The 20,736-nt window shown below is 36.3% G+C and carries 17 protein-coding genes; 6 read left to right on the top strand and 11 right to left on the bottom strand.

Annotated features, from left to right (window positions below; translation table 11 throughout):
• Positions 1 to 2: 2 nt before the first annotated feature.
• The 6 genes from GM3709_RS19800 to GM3709_RS12830 all read right to left on the bottom strand — a co-directional run bounded on the left by GM3709_RS19800 (position 3) and on the right by GM3709_RS12830 (position 11,058).
• Positions 3 to 2,873 (bottom strand): FG-GAP-like repeat-containing protein, encoded by a 2,871-nt coding sequence (locus GM3709_RS19800; RefSeq protein ID WP_066119914.1) that lies wholly within the window; start codon positions 2,871 to 2,873, stop codon positions 3 to 5.
• Positions 2,874 to 3,036: 163 nt separating this feature from the next.
• A complete protein-coding gene (locus tag GM3709_RS12850; RefSeq protein WP_066119912.1) occupies positions 3,037 to 3,762 on the bottom strand; it encodes a PD-(D/E)XK nuclease family protein in 726 nt (241 codons plus the stop codon).
• A 77-nt stretch (positions 3,763 to 3,839) separates the two neighbouring features.
• Entirely contained in the window at positions 3,840 to 8,585 is a 4,746-nt protein-coding gene (locus tag GM3709_RS19215; protein ID WP_071828046.1) for a TIGR03032 family protein, read from the bottom strand.
• Between the two features lie 320 nt (positions 8,586 to 8,905).
• Positions 8,906 to 10,201 (bottom strand): aminopeptidase P N-terminal domain-containing protein, encoded by a 1,296-nt coding sequence (locus tag GM3709_RS12840; protein WP_066119910.1) that lies wholly within the window; start codon positions 10,199 to 10,201, stop codon positions 8,906 to 8,908.
• Between the two features lie 134 nt (positions 10,202 to 10,335).
• Positions 10,336 to 10,683, bottom strand: coding sequence for a carbon dioxide-concentrating mechanism protein CcmK (locus tag GM3709_RS12835; protein ID WP_066119908.1), 348 nt, complete (start codon positions 10,681 to 10,683; stop codon positions 10,336 to 10,338).
• 66 nt (positions 10,684 to 10,749) lie between these two features.
• Positions 10,750 to 11,058, bottom strand: coding sequence for a carbon dioxide-concentrating mechanism protein CcmK (locus tag GM3709_RS12830; protein WP_066119906.1), 309 nt, complete (start codon positions 11,056 to 11,058; stop codon positions 10,750 to 10,752).
• Positions 11,059 to 11,404: 346 nt separating this feature from the next.
• Between GM3709_RS12830 and GM3709_RS12825 the strand changes: the two genes are divergently transcribed.
• Positions 11,405 to 12,403, top strand: coding sequence for a sirohydrochlorin chelatase (locus GM3709_RS12825; protein ID WP_066119904.1), 999 nt, complete (start codon positions 11,405 to 11,407; stop codon positions 12,401 to 12,403).
• A gap of 58 nt (positions 12,404 to 12,461) precedes the next feature.
• Here GM3709_RS12825 and GM3709_RS12820 read toward each other — a convergent pair whose 3' ends face one another.
• The gene (locus GM3709_RS12820) at positions 12,462 to 12,644 is read right to left on the bottom strand and encodes an NblA/ycf18 family protein (protein WP_066119902.1); all 183 of its coding nucleotides are present in this window, start codon (positions 12,642 to 12,644) and stop codon (positions 12,462 to 12,464) included.
• Between the two features lie 512 nt (positions 12,645 to 13,156).
• Between GM3709_RS12820 and GM3709_RS12815 the strand changes: the two genes are divergently transcribed.
• The 3 genes from GM3709_RS12815 (at position 13,157) to GM3709_RS12805 (ending at position 15,381) form a co-directional block, all read left to right on the top strand.
• Positions 13,157 to 13,735 carry an RNA-binding protein gene (locus tag GM3709_RS12815; RefSeq protein WP_066119900.1) on the top strand — a complete coding sequence of 193 codons (579 nt, stop codon included), beginning with the start codon at positions 13,157 to 13,159 and terminating at the stop codon, positions 13,733 to 13,735.
• 286 nt (positions 13,736 to 14,021) lie between these two features.
• Positions 14,022 to 14,948: a histone deacetylase gene (locus tag GM3709_RS12810; RefSeq protein ID WP_066119898.1), complete on the top strand. Its 927-nt coding sequence runs from the start codon at positions 14,022 to 14,024 to the stop codon at positions 14,946 to 14,948.
• A gap of 94 nt (positions 14,949 to 15,042) precedes the next feature.
• Complete coding sequence (locus tag GM3709_RS12805; protein WP_066119896.1) at positions 15,043 to 15,381, top strand: septal ring lytic transglycosylase RlpA family protein; 339 nt, start codon at positions 15,043 to 15,045, stop codon at positions 15,379 to 15,381.
• Between the two features lie 9 nt (positions 15,382 to 15,390).
• Here the strand turns inward: GM3709_RS12805 and GM3709_RS12800 are convergent, their stop codons facing one another.
• Both GM3709_RS12800 and GM3709_RS12795 read right to left on the bottom strand, forming a co-directional pair.
• Positions 15,391 to 15,921: a hypothetical protein gene (locus tag GM3709_RS12800; RefSeq protein WP_066119894.1), complete on the bottom strand. Its 531-nt coding sequence runs from the start codon at positions 15,919 to 15,921 to the stop codon at positions 15,391 to 15,393.
• Between the two features lie 500 nt (positions 15,922 to 16,421).
• Complete coding sequence (locus GM3709_RS12795; protein WP_066119892.1) at positions 16,422 to 17,813, bottom strand: NAD-dependent malic enzyme; 1,392 nt, start codon at positions 17,811 to 17,813, stop codon at positions 16,422 to 16,424.
• A 341-nt stretch (positions 17,814 to 18,154) separates the two neighbouring features.
• Between GM3709_RS12795 and GM3709_RS12790 the strand changes: the two genes are divergently transcribed.
• Positions 18,155 to 18,916, top strand: a complete 762-nt coding sequence (locus tag GM3709_RS12790) for a carbohydrate ABC transporter permease (protein ID WP_315863038.1) — start codon at positions 18,155 to 18,157, stop codon at positions 18,914 to 18,916.
• A 68-nt stretch (positions 18,917 to 18,984) separates the two neighbouring features.
• On the top strand, positions 18,985 to 19,308 hold the full coding sequence (locus GM3709_RS12785; RefSeq protein ID WP_066119888.1) for an STAS domain-containing protein: 324 nt from the start codon (positions 18,985 to 18,987) through the stop codon (positions 19,306 to 19,308).
• A 55-nt stretch (positions 19,309 to 19,363) separates the two neighbouring features.
• On the opposite strand, the gene GM3709_RS12780 is transcribed toward GM3709_RS12785, so the two are convergent.
• The gene (locus GM3709_RS12780) at positions 19,364 to 19,837 is read right to left on the bottom strand and encodes a hypothetical protein (RefSeq protein ID WP_066119886.1); all 474 of its coding nucleotides are present in this window, start codon (positions 19,835 to 19,837) and stop codon (positions 19,364 to 19,366) included.
• A gap of 75 nt (positions 19,838 to 19,912) precedes the next feature.
• Positions 19,913 to 20,728, bottom strand: coding sequence for a carbonic anhydrase (locus GM3709_RS12775; protein WP_066119884.1), 816 nt, complete (start codon positions 20,726 to 20,728; stop codon positions 19,913 to 19,915).
• Positions 20,729 to 20,736 lie beyond the last annotated feature (8 nt).

The following is a 20,736-nucleotide window of genomic DNA, read 5'->3' as shown; positions in this document are numbered from 1 at the left end:
AATTAGATCACGATAAAGTCTTGATTCGTTAATGCCAATTTACTATTTAACGTAGCAATTTGCACCGCCGGATTACCACCACTACCATCAGAGTCAAACCATAATGCTCCCGTCGTAGAATTATAGACAAATTGATTTGCTGTAGTTGCCGAAGAACCGATCGAGAATTGATTTGAAACCAAAGTTCCTACCGTTAAACCACCAAAACTACTACTATTAATTAAAAAGGTGTCATCTAGTACTTTAAAGTCCGTAACTCGATCGATACCCTCCGTAGGAGAATTAAAGCGCAAATAGTCAGCACCACTACCCCCTGTTAAGGTATCATTACCACTACCACCCACAAGGGTATCATTGCCACTACCTGTCGTAATAACATCATTACCATTATCACCTTTCAGGAGGTCATTTCCGCTACCACCATCGAGAAGATCATCTCCATCAGAGCCTTTAAGGGTATCGTTACCGCTACCACCTTTAAGGGTATCTGTTAAAACATTCCCTGAGATGGAATCATTACCTCCAGCACCATCGACGAGGTTAAATCCTATGCCCCCCGCAAGAGTATCACTGCCCCCCGTAGAGTTAGTTACCAAAATTTGTAACTGTTGAATCTCTATGTCAAAGGTATCAGTTACCGATAAATTGCCCGTATCTGTTGCCGTCACCTTTATGGAAATACTGCCAATATCACCATTGGTGGGTGTGCCTGAAAATGTTTGAGTGTTAGCATCAAAATCTAACCAACTAGGTAAAGCACTATCATCAGCTAAAGTAGCACTGTAGGTAAGAGTATCCCCTACGTCTGGATCACTAAAGGTGTTACTTGGTACAGCAAAGTTAAAGGCAACCTGTTCAAAGGTAGTTCGATCGACAATGGGATTATCTACAATAGGAGCTGAATTATCTTGATTCAAGAAAAATGTTGTATTACTTTCCAGAGTACCAACGAAAATATCTAAGTCTCCATCTCCGTCTATATCAGCGAAGGTGGGACTAGCGAAATATGCCACAGTACTGAGTCCGAAGGGATTAGTGCTAGGGGAGGAGAAGGAGGGAGCAGATACACTACCTGTGTTGCGGTAAAATAGTATATTACCTAAATAATCACCAATAAAAGCATCCTTATCCCCGTCTCCATCTATATCAACGAAATAGGGACTAGCCAAACTTCCCACATCACTGAGTCCGAAGGGATTAGTACTTTCCAAAGAAAAGACGGGAGCAGATGCACTACCCGTGTTGCGATAAAATATTGTATTACCATCATTATTTCCAATAAAAGCATCTAAATCTCCATCTCCATCTATATCTACAAAGGTAGGGGATGCAGAAGTACCCACATCAGTTAGTCCGAAGTTGTTACTTTCGGAGACGAAGGAGGGAGCAGAAACACTACCTGTGTTCTGATAAAATATCGTATTACCATCATTATTACTAATAAAACCATCTAAGTCTCCATCTCCATCTATATCAACGAAATAGGGACTCGCTGAATATACCACATCAGTTAGTCCGAAGTTGTTACTTTCGGAGACGAAGGAGGGAACAGAAACACTACCTGTGTTCTGATAAAAAAAAGTATTACCATCTTGACTACCAATGAAAGCATCCAAATCGCCGTCTCCATCTATATCTACAAAGGTGGGGGATGCAGAACTACCCACATTACCTAGTCCGAAGGGGCTAGTTGTGGGTGTTTGAAAAGTGGGATCTTCTTGAGGTAAGTCGTTGTCGTCAATAATCACTCGTACTGGATCGACACTAATACCGTTATAGTTAGTGTCACCACTGGAAACGGTGGCGTTAATAGCGCTGTAGTGGACTTCTTCCCCTACGGTATCGTCCACTGCTGTAACGGTGACTGTTTGAGGTGTATTCCAGTTACCAGAGGTAAAGGTGATGGTTGTGGTGTCGGTGGTTGCTTGTACCGTACCCGTTAAGGTAATGATGACATCGCTAGTGGGTTGTGTATTAAGAACAATGGTATAGGTGTCTGTTGTGCCTCCTTCCGTTACTGTGGTGTCGTTGCCGGTAGGGGTTATGGTAACTCCTACGGGGAGATCATTCAAGAAAAATATTGTATTACCAAAAATATTGCCGATGAAAGCATCCAAATCTCCGTCCCCGTCTATGTCCACAAAGGAGGGTGACGCAAAATTATCCACATCCGTTAGTCCGAAGGGGTTAGTGGTAGAGGAAGAGAAGGAGGGAGCGGAAGTACTGCCCGTGTTGCGATAAAATATTGTATTACCATAATTATTACCAATGAAAGCATCCAAATCCCCATCCCCGTCTATGTCCACAAAGGAGGGACTCGCAGAAATACCCACATTGGTTAGTCCGAAGTTGTTAGTTTCGGAGGAGAAGGAGGGAGCGGAAGCACTGCCCGTGTTGCGATAAAACATTGTATCACCAATGAAATTACCAATGAAAGCATCCAAATCTCCGTCCCCGTCTATATCCACCAAATCGGGTGATGCCCAACCACCCACATTGGTTAGTCCGAAGTTGTTAGTTTCAGAGGAGAAGGAGGGTGCCGAAGCACTGCCCGTGTTGCGATAAAATATTGTACTACCATTAAATGCACCAATGAAAGAATCCAAATCCCCATCCCCGTCTATATCCACCAAGGAGGGACTCGCATAATTACCCACATTGGTTAGTCCGAAATTGTTACTTTCGGAGGAGAAAGAGGGGGCGGAAGCACTGCCTGTGTTGCGATAAAACATTGTATTACCAGCAAGATTGCCAATGAAAGCATCCAAATCCCCATCACCGTCTATATCGACCAAATGGGGTGAGGCATTATCCCCTACATCCGTTAGTCCGAAGGGGTTAGTTGTGGGTGTTTGGAAGGTGGGATCTGCCATAGTTTTCACGGCGAAATAATTATTAATTTTTATGGTATCAGATCAAGAAAAGTTTGCTCAACGGTTTTTTTGATGAAATTTTGATAATTCGATCCTTCCATCGTCAAGGGGGGGTTGTGATCGATCACCACAAGTGGCGGTGGGCGATCAAGATCGATCTTCTCTAATTCAATTCTACGCTGTCGCCATAGCTATAAAGTTCAATGCCTAAATTTTTCGCTACAGGTTTCGCTCTGTCATCAACCATCGGACAAATAACCATTTTACGATTAGCTTTTCTTTGATGACGTTTTTCGTAAAAAGCTACTTTCTTATCAAATATATACATTCCCGCTTTATCGATCGAGGATTTGATTTCACACAAAATCAGTAAACCATTTTTCACTATAACATCAATTTCTACTTGATCTGGTCTGCCAAACACTTCTCCTTCATCGTCAAATTCATTGACATTTAATACTTGTACTCCAAAGGAGTCTTCAAGGATACCTTTAAGGGCATTACGAAAACTTGCTTCTGAGTATAATCCCCATCGTGACCCTAAAGCTCCAATAGTACTATCGTATTTTTTGCTCAGTTTTTTGATTTCTTCTAACATCGCCTTATTGAGTTCATTTTGTTCATGCCATTGCTGTTTATTTTCCTCCCATTTGAGATTTTGTTGATGGATAAACTCATCTAAACGACGATTATTTTCATCCCATTTACGGACTTGTTCTTCTCGATCGTGCTGTAACTCTGCTAAAATTCTGTCAAACTTGCTTTCTGTTTCTTGTTTTGGTGCGTAATACTCTGAGACAGTACGCAGAATAAAATCTCGCATCGATGGATTTTTGATTAATTCTGGTAACTGTTGTTCAATAATATTTTTAATTTCAGTTTCCGTCATGGTTTTTGTTTTTACCTACCACTTCATCTTCTATTATAACGATCGAGTTTTAAGACTATTTCATGGCTTGATCGTGTTTATTCCCCCCATTTTTGCAGATATTTTTTATAGTTCGAGCGAAATTTCTCATCCCCAAAATTTCCTCCGCTATCATGGGTAACAAAAATATTCCATGTACCCATCGTTACATTTTTCATCTCCCTTTGACGGCATAAATCCATATCGTAAAAATGAAAGTCAAATTGTTCATCAAAACGCATATCATTAGCTATTAAGGTTTCACTGTGACAAATTAACGTTAAACCATCTAAGAGTTTCACCTGTTGAAAAGATGCACCATATAAGGAAGGTTGAGATTCTAATTCTTTAGTATGATAAACGATACCGCTTAGATTTTTTTTCGTATCTGGGGTTAATTGGGCATCGGTAAAATACCAGTTTGGTTGTTGGGGTAGTCGTCTTTTGTTTCCTGCTAATCCCACAATATCGAATACTTTTAAGGCTTTTACTGTTTTAGTTAACCAATGAGGATCATCGATCGAAACATCATCATGGATAAAGATTAAGATAGCTCGATCGATCACGGATTCTTCAATGATACGATTATAGAGAATAGGTAAACCGACAGTATTCTCAGTAAATAATTTTATTTCTAATGAGGGTATATTGTACTTGAGAAGGGAACAACCAAGAGATGTTTTCGAGAAAAAGTTATCTTTCGTCTCTCTAGTGGCACAAACTAGGCGAATTTTCCGGATATTTTGATTATTTAGTGGTTTTAAGCCCATTTTCGTCACAGTAAAGAGATTTCCTTGTGCTTTTCTTTTTCGGTTGAGAGTAAACTGATATTGATTTTCACTATTTTCTTGCTCTCCATTAACTGTTAAAAAGTCATCCCATACAGCTTTTAATACACTTTCTAGGCTTTTAATCCACTGTTTAGTTTTAAAAAGAGGTAATTCTTCTTTTGAACCCATTAAATGCTCTTTTAGTTGAAGCAGAGTAGAAGGATTTTTACCTAATTCGATGGCTTTTTGTTGATATTCAAGGGGAGTTTGACAAATTAGGGATTCTAAACCAACGGATTTACAAAGACTTGCCCCCATGCGAGACACAAAAATTTCTCCCGTGCAGGTTAAAATGGGTAAGCCTCCCCATAAGGCACAGACGGCAGTTGAACCAGCATTATAAATGTAACTATCTAAGAATAAATCTGCAAGAGAAGAAACGGTGTTAAATTCTGTGGTAGGTAGTTTAGGGGTGAAAATGAGGCGTTTAATATCGATTCCTGCTTTTTTTGCCTGATTTTGCAGATTTTCAATGACTTCTTGATGATCTTCTAAAAACCATAACACGGAATCGGGTACTTGTCGTAAAATTTCTATCCAAATATCGAATAAATCGGGATGAAGTTTATTACTGCGGTTAAAGCAACCATAGACAACGGCAGTTTCGGGTAAGCCAAAATCGGCACGGGTAAAGGTTTTTTCTGACATTTCTAAAGGCGAAGCAACAAAGCCATAAGGTAAACGGATAATTTCCTCTGTATAATATTTTTCTAACTCAGGGGGGATAATGGTTTCATCGGCGAGAATATATTGGATAAAATCTGCTCCCATGGTGTTAGGATGTCCTAAGTAGCTGATTTGGATAGGTGCAGCTTGTAAGGCAAAAATGGCGGGGCGAGATAGGTTAGTATATCCCATTAAGTCGATTAAAATATCAATGCCGTCTTGATAGATAAGTTTAGCGGTGTCTTGGGGAGACTGAGAGGTTATGTTGACAAATCGATCGCACCCTTGTTTAATAATATTGGTCATATTGTCTTCATAATCGCTTAGGGAATAGCAGTAAGCCTCAAAGGAGTTTCGGTTGTGATATTGAAACATTTGATAAATTAAAACTCCCATAGCATGACAACGGAAGTCAGCAGAAACATAGCCGATGCGTAGTTTTTGTTTTGGATGGATACGAGGGATAAAATTACTTTGTTGTTTAATTTGCATCATACTGTGAGTAAAGTTATAACCCCATTGCAGATTGATTTGACGATGAAGGGAGATAGGAAAATTGAAGGTATTTAACACCAAAGGCACAAGTAAAGGGGTTTTTTTTTCCTTTAGATAGGTGGTGATTTCTCTTTCTAATAACTCCATTCTGGTATCGAAATCTTCCCAATCACAGAGGGTTAACCGAAGATTCTCTTTTTGATATAGGATGTTAAGAGCTGATGGTTTTAAACTTAAAGATCGATCGTAGGCTTGTAATGCTAATTTAAAATGATTTTGAGCTTCTAAAACATTGCCATAATTACCATAACATTCAGCATTATCAGGCTCTAATTTTAGCACCTTTTCAAAACAAGATTGAGCTAACTCCATTTGATTGCGCATCATTACCAGACAACCTAAATTTTGATAGGCTGGGCTATAGTCTGGTTTTAATTTAATAGCTTGACGAAAGTAGTCTATGGCTTCATCATTTTTACCAAGACTTCTGAAAAGATTTCCTAATTCGTAATAAATTTCGGGGTTGTTAGGTTGTAAACTCAGGATTTGTTGAAGACATTTTTCTGCTTCTTGAGATTTGCCTTGATTACTGAATAAGATAGCTAAATTAGAATAGGCTTGGGTAAAGTCGGGTTTAAGTTGAATGGCTTTTTCGTAGGCTTGGATAGCTTCTTCGATGCGGTTTTTAATTTGCAAACAACTACCTAAGTTATTATAAGCAGGGGCAACATTTGGATTAATCGTTAACAGTTGTTGATAGGCTTGGATAGCTTCTTCTGTTTTGCCTAACATCTGTAAAGCATTGCCTAATTGGTTATAGGGGGGAATATAATTAGACTGTAGCTTGATTGCCTCACGGAAAGATTCGATCGAACCTTCAAAGTCTTGACGTTTAAATTTTGCTTTCCCTTCCTCAAATTTTAATCTAGCATTAGGGTTAACAGAAGTTGTTGCCAAAGGTTGATTATATTGCTTGTTGCCCCTTACTAAGAAAGGATTAAGAGGAGATACCCTTTGCCTATCTTCATCAGTATTTTTTATTTCCTGACTCAATGATAGATTAACAGGGGTAGAAGTAACAGTAGATAGAAAACCTTTGCCTTGTTTTTGTCTTTTTGCTTTCTTAGTGTGTATTCTCTCTTGTTTTGGCAATTCTTGGGAAATAAAGGGAGGGTTGTCTTCCTCTGTTGTCAAGGAGGATAGAGAGAGATTTGTTAATAATTTAATTGCCTGTTTGTGGTTGTTATCGATAACAGTGAAAGATTGCCAAGCTAATTTTTGCAGTAAAGGAGTCAGTCTCGTATCGATAAATTGAGAAGATTCATAAACAATTTTTAGAGAAAGACATTTTTCCTTGATTAACTCTTTTTCGAGGAGAATTAACATTTTGGTAGCGATACCCTGTTGACGATAACCGTCTGCGACTAATAAAGAAATAATCTCGGCGGTGGTATCAGGCAAAAATTCCGCAATGAGAAAACCCACCATATCCCCGAAAATGGAAGCAGAAATGCCCACTAATTCTCCCCGTTGGGATTGAGTCTGCCAACGATTTTGCAAACTGGGGAATGTCATGGTGTCATAAGGTGCTAAACTTTCGGGATTGAGATGATAGACTCTTTGATATTTAACAGCCTCACTAGAAAAACTTTCTTTTTCTTCTGCTAATCTTTGTTGATTGGGTAATCCTGCTATGGGGGCTTTTTCACCGATACTGGGGCATTTTACGGTGGGTTTAGTGGTGATAATCCCTTTACTTTCGGGAAACGTGATTAATCTCTCAATATCTTCATCTTGAAAACCTAATGCTTTAGGAGAGAGGATATTAGGCAATACTACCACATCGAATAATTCCTCAATGACACTTTCAAAAAATAAGCTATGGATTACTTTCCCTGTGTTAATATCAATCACCAATAAGCCACAACCTGCCGTCATTTCCTGTTGAATAAGGCGATTTTCTAAAGTTAACCCCGTAAAAGAGTTCGATCGAAGTTTCGACAATCCTACAAAAGCATAATTTTGCCAAAAAGCCAAGCCACGTACAAAACCGGGGCAAAATGTGAGGGGAATAAATTTATTATTTTCAATATATCCGAAATCTCCTGTACCTGCATTTAGTAACCATAACTTGCCTTGATACCAACGGGGAGAGTGAGGCATAGATAAACCTTCAGCAATAATGTCATTACTGGGAATGTGTAAAACAATGCCACCGTTTAAACGACAATTACGCCATCCTGCGGGGTTATTAGTAGCACTACAAGCCGTCATGTAAGTAGCTTTGCCGTCAACTAAAGCTAAACCGTTAAGGTGACAACTATCTTCTGAGCGTAGCTTTTTGATGAAATGGGGTTGCCATACTGATTTAAAACTATAACCTCTTTCGATCGTGGCTAAACAACTAAAATCGGTATTAACGAATAAAAGTTGTTCATTGTAATTTACTACTACATCATGAACATTAAGGCTACCCGTAGTATAACTCACACTGGGGACATAAAGTCGATCCCACCCTTGATATTTTTCTCCTTCTCTTAAAAGGTTATCTAGTCGCCAAATTTGATAACGAGTAGTCATATAAAGACTATGATTGTGGGCGTATAATCCCATTGGTTTATCGAAAAGCCTTTCATTCAGGGCTATATTACCATCAGTTTTACTACCTACAAAAATTAACCGATTAGTTTGATAGGTAGTGAAAGCAAGACTTATTTTTTCCTGTTGTAACCATTTTCCCAACTCAGGAGACGCTTGAATTTGCAAAGATTTAGGGTGAGAAGGAGGAGTCTCGTTTTTTTGGTTAATAATCACGGAAATTAGAAGATTAATTATGGCTTTTAATTTAGAATAATAATCGCTTTAGCTGATTTATGCGATTAGCTTTGTGAATTTATTGCAAAGCGACTTATGATACAATTTATTATGGGTAGTTTCATCGTCAAATGGCTTGATCGTATATCATTTGGGATGGCATATCATAATCCGCCATGAAATTTATTTCTTAACTTAGAGCAAGTCTGCTAAAGCGACTCATCGCAATATCTTTTTATTTATTATGAGTTTTGGGAATGACAATTATGACGCTTCCAAGTAGTGTCCTGTAATTCACGTTGAACTGACTGAGGTACTCCTTACTTTTCAATGTCACTGGTTAAAACTTCATTCCCCGACTCCGTAACTAATACATCATCTTCGATTCTGACACCGATTCCCTTCCACATATCAGAAATTTCTGGCTGTCCCTCAAAAGGAGTAATATAAGGTGAAATATAAATACCGGGCTCAACAGTAACAATATTTCCGGGTTGAAAAGTGAGCCAATTTTCTTTATCTTGTTTATAAGATCCAGCATCATGAACATCTAATCCTAGCCAATGCCCTGTACGGTGCATATAGAAGGGTTTATATTTTTCTTGTTCGATTATTTCTTTGGTATCTCCTTGTAACAATTTAAGTTCTTTTAACCCTTCTACTAATACTTCTACTGCTTTTTCATGAAATTGATTATAGGTGTTGCCCGGTTTCACTTGCTCTATAGCTTGGGTTTGGGCAGATAAAACTAACTGATAAATGTCTTTTTGTTGGGGAGTATATTTACCATCTACAGGAAAAGTGCGAGTAATATCACCGTTATAATACCCATAACAGCATCCTGCATCAATTAACAATAAATCTCCTGCTTCCATTTTGCGGTTATTTTCGATATAGTGCAAAATACAAGAGTTTCCTCCTGATGCTACGATCGAGGGATAAGCAACACCATCTCCTCCCAATTGTCTAAAAGTATGCTCAATTTCTGCTTGAACTTCATACTCATAACGTCCGGGTTGAGCAAATTCTCGCGCCCGTTGATGTCCTTTTACAGAAATTTCCGTTGCTTTGCGTATCATGGTAATTTCTCCTTCACTTTTTACTAACCGTAAAGGATGTAAAACAAAATTACTATCTTCGAGAGCTGTGGGTGATTGTCCTGTTTTGGGATAACTAGCAATTAACTTTTGCCAATGGTAGATAATTTTTTCATTGAAAGGTAAATCTCTACCTAAATGATAGTAAACTCGATCGCCCGTAATGAGATATTGAGGTAATTTTTCGTCTAACTCATTAATAGGATAAACCACATCAGCACCGTAAAGATCTTTAGCTCCTTCAACACCAACCCGATAACCTGTCCAAATTTCTGAGGCTAAATCTTTGGGTTGTACAAAAAGAATGAATTGATGTTCTTCATGATTAGGTGCGAAAACAGCGACTGCTTCTGATTCATTAAATCCCGTCAAATAATAAAAGTCACTATCTTGACGATAAACATATTCTACATCATTGTGCATCACCGCATGAGGTGCGCTACGAAACACCGCAACCCCTTTGCCAATGGTACTCATAAATTTTTGCCGACGTTGTTGATATTCTGTAAAAGCAATCATCAGTAATTAGGTGTTAGGTGTTAGTATCAAAAACCACCTTGACATAAATTTCAAGGCTCATAGCACAAGTCAGCTAAAGCGACTAAATTCACTACTTATTGTTAATTGTTAGTTGTTAATTGTTCATTACTTAATTAACGGGCAGGAGGTAAGGCTACACCCTCAACGGCTTGGCGATAAATTTCAACGGATTCTGAGTAGTCGATCGGCAATACAGCGCAAATATTTTCGTGGGGGCGAGGAATAATAACCCAAGACTCAAGAATAGCACCTTCTACTTTTCCTACTGCATCGATACCCGCCGCCATAGCGGTTTTAACTTCAGAAACATCCCCTCTAATATTAACGTTAAAACGGGCGCTTCCCACACGAATATAACCCACAAGAGTTACTCTACCGGCTTTAACCATTGCATCGGCGGCGGCTAAAATTCCGGGAAATCCTCTTGTTTCAATAGATCCTACTGCTGACTGTGAAGGCATAAAAAATTCTCCTAAAATAATAATTTAAGTAATAAAAAATAAACTTATTTGTCAAAAAAAATCCTCTTAAAAGCGATAAGGTTGAGATTTTTCTGTATATTCGATCGGTAAAACATCCACCACATTGGGAGGAGGATTAGGGATAATATAGTGAGTTTGCACTACCCCTCCGAAAACATTTCCTGCTTCTTTGATACCTTCAGCCATAGCCCTTTTAACCTCAGAAACAGGCCCTCGAATAGCGATGACAAAATCACCTTTTTCTGCTTTATCAAAATAAACTAAAGTAACCCTTGCCGCTTTAACCATAGTGTCTGCGGCCGCTAAGATAGCGGGAAATCCTAAAGTTTGAATAACTCCTACTGCTTCAGGCATGGATTTTTAAAAAGAATAGCTAATCAATCAAAGGCAATTTTATCACTTCTTGGCTACGAATTAATTATTAGTAATTAGCAATTACCAATCAGTTATCAGCTATTGTGAAGTTAAATTTATCGTCAACATTAGTAATTGATTACTTATTCTTTAATGGAAAAAAGGCTAACAGCTAAAATTTTCACAAATGATTTAGGAAAGCTATATAATTTTGTTTCTAATAAATTAACCACTCTCTAATCTGTTAACTTCTTGTGGTTATCCCCCTGTTTAGGATTACTCTGATTTCAAGGGATCGATATAATTGAGTAAATATATCTATCACTCCTATTCATCTTAAAATTTAATGCAAACTCTCCCTATAACTCAAATATCATCAAACTATAACAACATTGTTTTAAAACCTTTACCTTACCAACGCCCGTTACTAATGATTGGTCATGGTACAAGAGATGAACAAGGTCGTCAAGTTTTTATGGATTTTGTTCACACCTATCAAGAATTAGATCGATCGAGGCCTGTAATATCTTGTTTTTTGGAGTTGACTGAACCCAATATAATGCAAGGAGTTGAATACTGTATTAAACAAGGTTATGAAGAAATTTCTGCTTTGCCGATACTTTTATTTGCCGCTCGTCACAATAAATTTGATGTAACCAATGAGTTAGATAGATGTAGGCTTAAATATCCTCAGTTACAGTTTTATTATGGAAGACACTTTGGCATTACCCCCAGCATTATCAATTTATGGCAAAATCGTCTTGCTCAATTAGATAACCCAGAACACAATTCCCACAATATTTCTAGGGCAGAAACGGTATTATTATTTGTCGGTAGGGGATCAAGTGATCCAGATGCCAATGGAGATGTTTACAAATTAGCTCGTATTTTGTGGGAAGGTAGCGGATACAATACCGTTGAAACTTGCTTTATCGGAATCACTCATCCTCGTTTAGAAGAAGGATTTCGCCGAGCTTTGTTATATCAACCAAAAAGAATTATTGTTCTTCCTTATTTTCTATTTATGGGAGCTTTGATGAAAAAAATATATGCTATTACTGAAGAACACCAAAATCAGTATCCCCACATTGACATAACTTGTTTGCCAGAAATGGGGATTCAACCAGAGTTATTGAAGTTGATTAGGGATAGAGAAATTGAAACCCATAAGGGGGAAGTTAAGATGAATTGTGAGATGTGTAAATTTCGTCTGAATGCTTTGGCAAATGATGATCACCATCACCACCATCACGATCATAATCATGGACACCATAATCACCATCATGATAGCGATCCATTAATCGACCCGATCGCTTACCATGAGAGAATTTGGCAAACCCCTTAAAATTAATAAGGAAGGAAAATTAGAATGAGGAATTAATTTTCAATTCTCCATTCTTCCACTAATCCCCAAGTCCCCATTGATGTTTGAGGACATCTTTATATACATTTTCCCTAACTAACATTTCCTCATATAATTTTAGTAAAAATTCTTTCGCTTGTTCCCGACTCATTTTATCTACTTGAGTTTGAAACGAACGTAAATTAAATTGTTGTTCGAGAGACAATTCCATAGAATTAGACATAATCTTAGATTCTCCTTTACTTTAGAGCTAAAACCTGTTATTCTTGTATCTGGGATAAGCCACTATACTTTCCTTGCAAAAATAACTACCTTAATGAGTATCACGGTCAAATATCTTAAACTGCTCATATTGAACAATAAGCATAAATACCTATATCATTATTAAAATGATAACACTAGCAGAAAAAAATAGTGATTCTACTAGAAAATGGTTAACACAAAGATATAACTGTGATAGGATCTAGTGGTTAGAAATAACTTATATATAAAAAAACTTCAGATTATTCTCAATTCAATAAAATAAATTTGTTATAACCCAATTGATAGCAGAGCAGTCAATGATATTCAAGTCTTCATGGGATACTGAGACAAGGTTAAATCGTCGTCGATGTAGAGTTAGTTCGACTCAAAAGAGTTAACTAGCTCATTTGTTGTGAATACGAGAGTTAATCTGTGGTAACTTTATAAATCTTAGAAAAATTTATTACATATAAAAATTAGGAGGAAAACTCAATGTCTGTACGTCTTTATGTGAAATTACCAAAAGCAGAGTTAGAAAAAGAAGGTTTTGAAAAAATGTTCAGTGAATTTGAGCCTTCTTTCACTACTAAGCTAATTAAAGAGCGTAAAAAGAATGAGTGTCGTGGCTTTGGTTTTGTAACTGTACCTACTGATGAAGATGCAGATTTATTTATTAGTAAATATAATGAGCAAGTTTTCGTTTATAATGGGGAACCTTTTAAAGATGAAAATGGTGCTGATTTTATCTTATTAATCGAAAAAGCCCTACCTCGCACAAAAGGGGATAAAGAAGATAATGGTGCAACGGCTGAAGTTGAAGCTAGTGAGGTACAATCTGATACTGAAAATGATAATGTTGCATTAACTACTCCTACAGAAGTAAACACTGTTAAACCTAGTCGTCGTGAGGGCCCTAAGAAAACTAATGGGAAAAAAGGTCGTAAAGGTGGCGGTGGAAAACAGAAAGGTGATAAACCAGTTTCTGTTTCTGAATCTATTCAACCTGATCCTCGTTGGGCTAATGAGTTAAGCAAGTTAAAAGAAATGTTTGCAGCTCAAACTCCTAATTAGTTTTTTATTTGTGGTGGGCTTCTGCTCACCCTACTTAATAAAGGTTAAGAAAAGTTTTATCTTTGTTAAGCAAATATCCTTTGGGTTTCTGATGACAAGAAAAAATGGTTAGTAAAAAGAGAATCGACGACTTACCTTGTTTCGTCTCGACTCTCTTTCTGGTTCGCTCCCCACACAAAACAAATATAGACTATAACTATTGGAATTGTCAACTCCATAAATTAAGATTTCCTGAAATAAAATTGTCTAAACTTCGGAACACCTTGCATAGCAACAATTTTTGATCATGGTAAAAGTTATTTTTTCCGAGCGCTTTTTAGATCATAAAACGGGAAGATTTCACCCTGAATCTCCTCAACGGTTAACGGCTATTCAACAACGATTGATGAATGGGGTATGTAAGGATAAGCTACACTGGTTAGAACCTCGATCGAATGAGGAAAACCAAGCCTTATATTGGGTACAAAAAATCCATGATCATAATTATATCGATCGAATCAAAACGATCGCCTCTCGTGGTGGTGGAAAATTAGATGAAGATACCGCCGTATCTGCTCAAAGTTATGATGTTGCTTTACTGGCAGTAGGCGCGTGGTTAGATGGAGTAAATCAAGTTTTAGGAGATAATCAACCTTGTTTTATTTTAGCCCGTCCTCCGGGTCATCATGCAACGGCGAAGATCGGTATGGGTTTTTGTCTTTTTTCTAATGCGGCGATCGCCGCAAATTATGCGTTAACTTTAAAAGGAGTCGAAAAAGTTGCTATTTTAGATTGGGATGTACATCACGGTAATGGTACAGAAGACATTATTGCCGATAATCCTAATATTATTTATTGTTCCCTTCATCAATACCCTTGTTATCCGGGTACGGGAAAAGTCAGCGATCGAGGATGTTATGATAATGTTTTAAATATTCCGCTCGAACCTAGAAATACTATTAAAGAATATGAAGGATATTTTCAATACAAAGTAATTCCTTTTATTACTCAATTTCAACCAGATTTATTAATTGTTAGTGCCGGATATGATGCAAACTATCATGATCCTCTTGCATCAATGTCTTTATTTCCTCAAGACTATTATATTCTTACTCAACACTGTTTAAAAATTACGAAGAAGGTAGTTTTTGGGTTAGAAGGAGGATACCATTTAGAAGCCCTAGCCGAATCTGTAGAACAAACTTTGCTTTCTTGTTTAGAATTTAATCCTTAACATTTTTTGATCACAATAGCAATTGATTCTTAACAAAAATTGATAATTTTTTTTTTTTACGCTAAACTGAGTGAGTACTTTTACTTACTCAACTATGAATTTAAAAAACAAACTAATAACTAAACTCTTGATTATTTCTAGTTTCATTATATCCCCAACTCAAGCAATAGCAGGAACTACCGCTACTTATTATTCTGATGCTTACCAAGGGAAAAAAATGGCTAATGGGCAAAGATTCAGCCAAAATTCTAATGCTGTTGCCAGTAACCAGTATAAAATTGGCACTCGTCTCCGTATTTGTCATCAAAATCGTTGCGTTACTGGAGTAGTCAAAGATAAATGTCGTTGCTCATTAGATTTATCAAAAGGACTTTTTCGTCAGTTAGCATCTTTAAAAAAAGGTAGTATTTCTGTTCGAGTTTCTAAAATTTAACCCAAAAAATTACGGGTAGGGAAGTTCACAAGTAAGATCTTTAATAATTGATGGAGAGGGTTTTTCCCATTTTTCTTTATCAAAATTGACTCGAAAAGATTTAATGGGAGTGGCAGTGTCTTTATTGTATTTTACAATTATGATTAGGTTAATATCTTCCAAAACTTTATTATTAGGATATTGACACCAATCACTTGTCTCTCTCATAATTCCGAAGATATTCTTGTTAATTAACTCAGGAATAATAACTACATCTAAGAATTCAAATATGGCTGTTCCATCTGGATTTCTTCCTTTTAATTTCTGTAATATTAAATAAACTGTTTTTTGATCCTGATAAAGATCATACCAATAACTACCTTCATCTAAGTTGGAGTCTTCAGAATTTAAAGGTAAAAAATCACCGCCGATATTTTCTAAATGATCTATTCCATGAGGGAATATTTCTTGAGGAGGAATGGATTTTACCTCATTAGCAAATAGAGATAATATTACTAACGAGGAGAACGTTAATATGGCTAACTGTTTTAAATATTTCATTTATTTGTCATAGGAACTTCCAAAAACTAAAAATAAAATGTTGGGCAAACTAAAACGCTTCCCAACAGATGTAATACAAATCTCAGTTCCACATAAAAAAATGATGAACACAAGTGGACAATTAGATAACCTGAGTTCGAGAAAAAATCCTTGATGTAGGTAGGTTTTAGGCTTTAGATTTTAGGTTCTAAAAATACCAAATCTGATTGAATTATTTAATTAAATAAATCTAAATAAAATCAGTTGTTAACAGTTTTTCATCAATTATTTTACCTAATACCTAATACCTTGCTATTACCTATACATTTTGCATCGAACTGAGGTTAGATAGGTGGAAAAATTGAGAATATTTATCCACTTTTTTATTTGATACCATTCTCTAGTAGAAACGCTTTGATAATAATTGTTATAACTTAAGATTGAGAGCTTGATTTATAAGTATTTCTCCTAACTCCTCTCTCCTACCCTCATCAAAAGACTTTTTCAGCAAACCCTAACTATTAAAGTCTAGCAACTCCTGCTTCTCTGGCTGCCTGTTGTACGGCGGCGGATACGGTGGTGGCTACTCGATTATCGAACACAGAAGGAACAATATGTTCTTTATCTAATATACTAGGAGAGACTAAAGAGGCGATCGCTTTAGCGGCTTGAAGATACATTTCGGTAGTTAAAGTAGTAGCACGACAATCTAATGCCCCTCTAAATAGGCCAGGGAAGGCTAAAACGTTATTGATTTGATTGGGGTAATCACTTCTACCTGTGGCAATAACCGCCGCTATGTCTTGGATTAATTCGGGTTGAATTTCAGGGATAGGGTTAGCCATAGCAAAGATAATAGGATCTTTTGCCATACTTTTTACCATGTCAGGGGTTACGACTTTAGGCGCACTCACTCCTATAAATACATCTGCATCCATTAAAGCATCTGCTAATAATCCACCTTTTTCTACGGCAAAATATTGTTTTTCTGAGGTTAAATTTGGTCGCTCGAGACTTATAATACCTTTCGAGTCACAAAGAGTAATATTAGTACAATGAGCTTTATTTAAGAGATTGGCAATGGCAATTCCTGCCGCTCCGGCACCATTGATAACAACTCTAATGGTTTCCATTTCTTTTTTAACCAGTTTTAAAGCATTAATTAAAGCGGCTACTGTTACGATCGCAGTACCATGTTGATCATCGTGGAAGATAGGAATATCTAACTCCTCTTGCAGTCTTTTCTCAATTTCAAAACAACGGGGTGCGGCAATATCTTCAAGGTTAACCCCTCCAAATACTGGTGCGATATTTTTGACAGTTTTGATAATTTCTTCTACATCCTGAGTTGCTAAACAAATGGGAAATGCGTCTATATCGGCAAATTCTTTGAATAACATCGATTTCCCTTCCATCACGGGTAATGCGGCTTCGGGGCCTAAATTTCCTAACCCTAATACTGCACTACCATCAGTAACGATCGCTACACTATTACTTTTAATGGTTAAAGAGAATACTTTTTCAGGTTCTTCATGGATAGCTTTACAAATACGTCCCACTCCCGGAGTGTAAGCCATAGCTAAATCAGAGGAGGAGTTAATACTTATACGATTTTGAATGCGAATTTTGCCTCCCCTATGAATATCAAAAGTTCGATCGCTTACATGAAGAATTTGTACTTCAGATACAGACTTGATGGCATTAACAATTTTCTCAGCGTGTTCGGTACTAGATGCGTCAATCTGTAACTCTCTTTTGATGGTTTTCAAGTTACGCTCGATGAGGGATACTTGACCTAGACTACCGCCAACATCAGCGATAGCTTTGGTTACTTTTGCCAGTGTACCAGCACGATTTATTAATTCTAAACGAACTGTTAAACTAAAACTAGAGTTAGGGGTTAAATCTACCATTATTGGGCGTTGTATAATTTAATGTATTTTTACTTATATCCCTTGAATTGTATCTTAAACGATCGATCTACTTAATTTTTCTTTGTTATGAAATCACTATTTAGTAAAATAAAAGGTGTTAGGTTTTAGGTAGTAGGTTTTAGGTTAAATTAAAACTGAGAGCTTTATAATAATTGCATTTTTTAAATGATTAAAATTATATAGATAAAAGTTTCGTGTGCGTAGTGTGCTTTTGGCATCGATTATTTTCTAGGAATCTATAATTAGTGTAGAAGAACCTTAATATTTATTTTTTGTATTTGATGAATAACAATAATTTTCTATTTAAAATATTTAGTTTTTTGTTTCTTTTTCTTGGTTTAATTATAGTTTTATTTCCTTTATTTATTGTTATTTACACGTCTTTGTTTGATAGTTCTTCAGAACATAATCTTACCTTAAAATATTATCAAAATGCGTGGAACGATGGCAATTTTTTATTAGCTTTTGCTAATTCTAGTTTAGTGGCGATCTCTGTTACTATTTTACAAATAATTACCTCAACTTTAGGCGGATATGCTTTAGCTAGATTAGATTTTAAAGGAAAAAATTTTGTTTTACTATTAATCTTAGCTACTTTAATTATTCCTTTTCAAATATTAGTAATTCCAATTTTTTTAATCCTAAAATGGGGACATTTAATAAACACTTATTGGGCTTTAATTTTGCCAACAGCGGCCAGTGGATTTGGTATTTTTTTGATGCGTCAATATTTTACGACAATACCTCAACAATTAGAACAAGCGGCGGAATTAGATGGTGCAAATCGTTTACAAGTAATCTGGTTTATCCTTTTTCCCCTAGCTAAACCTGCGGTAATCACCCTCTCTTTATTTACTTTTATCGGGGAATGGAATGATTTATTTAAACCCCTTGTCTTCACTAACAATCCTCAATTAACCACCGTACAACTATCTTTAGCTTCATTTCAAGAACAGTTTACCAGTAATTGGTCATTACTGATGGCCGCAGTGGTGATTTCTACCATTCCCGTTATTATTCTGTTTATCATCGGACAAAAACAGTTTATTGAGGGAGTTAGTACTACAGGAATGAAAAATTAACTCGATCAAGGAGTTCAATTTTGGTTAAAATAGACTATATCGGTTAAATTTTAGCAATTTATTAATCCATGTTACCTAGAATAAAAGTTCTAAAACCTGAAGGTATTTTCGATAATGGTAAATCAACTCAGTTTCGTCAACAAATTGGTGAGTTAATTGATCAGGGTGTTAATGTCATTCTCATTGACTTAAAGAAAGTAACTTTCATGGATAGTTCTGGTTTGGGGGGATTAGTATTAATTCTCAAAATGGTTCGTGGTGTCAGTGGCAGACTTTTTTTGATGTCTTTGAATGATCAAGTAAAAATGTTATTTGATTTAACTAATATGGGAAATATTTTTGAGATTATCACAGATAAATCCGAGTTAGAAGAAAAACTGAAAAATCCTTAAATAATTTATCATTGACAATTAACACTTCTTATGATCTATTGTTTCTAAAGTGATCTTAGACAATATGAGAACTATTAGAGTTAATAAAATTAGTTAAACTTTGTTGAATAGCACTCTGTAATTTTTCACAATAAATTTCTTTACTTTGTTGATAATTTTCGGGTTTCTCCACAAAAATAACGCTATCAACTTCTTTCATCGTAAACATTTGGAATAATATTTGACTTACGGGAATTTCTTGAGCAACTAAATTGTAATCGTTGATTTTGGTGTCTGGAAAATCTGTAGCATCTTCGATCGTGGGGAAGGCATAGATAACTTTTTTTTCGACTTCTGGATCTTGCTCAGAGCCAAGAATAGTTAAGATTAAGTTATTGTCAAGATTTTGTCTTAAGTAATAACTACTATAGTCTAATTGATGAGCGTAGGCACTAATAACAGGGATAACCCCAGCCTCCATAATAATAGAAGGAACGCCATATTCTGGGGCTTCATTAATCAAATTTCTTAATTGTTGGTCTAAATCCATAATTTTTAGATCTTTTATTCTTTATTTACATTTTACAGTAGTTAAAAATAAATTATATTTGTATTTTATTCATAATTAACGTGAACCACGATAAATTCTTTCGGCTTGTTCTTGTGAAAGACGATTCGATCGAGGTAAGTTAGGATTGATAGATTCCGGGATAGTTTGAGGTTGTTTCTTTTCGCCATTAACATCATAAATCCCACATCCGATAGATTGAGACACCGAACAACTAGGATGTAAGTTATAAATATATTCAGGATTATTAGTACGACTTTCTAGGTTAACAAAATCGTGGGCGATGGGATCATAAGTTAAAACTTCTCCTGTTTCAATGCTATAAATCCAACCATGAAGGGATAGTCGCCCTTGATGTAAACGACTGCGAATAATGGGATAGGTACTTAAATTTTCCAATTGAGTTAAGACATTTTCCGCAACGGTAATTTGTAATAATTCTTCCCCTTCTACATGGCTATAGTTATCAATAATTAAACGACGAGTTGCCTCTGCTTGTTTTAACCACTCATACACTAAAGGCATTTTATCTGCTAATTTGGACATTTTTAATAAACCTTTCATGGCACCACAATGAGAATGGCCACATACGATCACTTGTTCTATATCCAAAGCCGCAATGGCATATTCTACCGAAGCACCTTCACCACCATTAGTTGCACCAAAAGGAGGAATAATATTACCAGCATTACGAATCACAAATAATTCCCCAACGTTGGCTTGGGTGATAAGATTGGGATCGATTCGAGAATCAGAGCAAGTGATAAATAAAATACGGGGATGTTGTCCATGAGATAATTGTTCAAATAAATCTTTATGACTCTCGAAATAACCCGCCTGAAACCGATGTAGCCCTTCTATAATTTTTTTCATGCCTAGAA

Source organism: Geminocystis sp. NIES-3709 (assembly GCF_001548115.1).
Lineage (GTDB): Bacteria > Cyanobacteriota > Cyanobacteriia > Cyanobacteriales > Cyanobacteriaceae > Geminocystis.
Note: the sequence above shows the minus strand (reverse complement) of the source record. Positions and strands in the feature narration are given on the sequence as shown.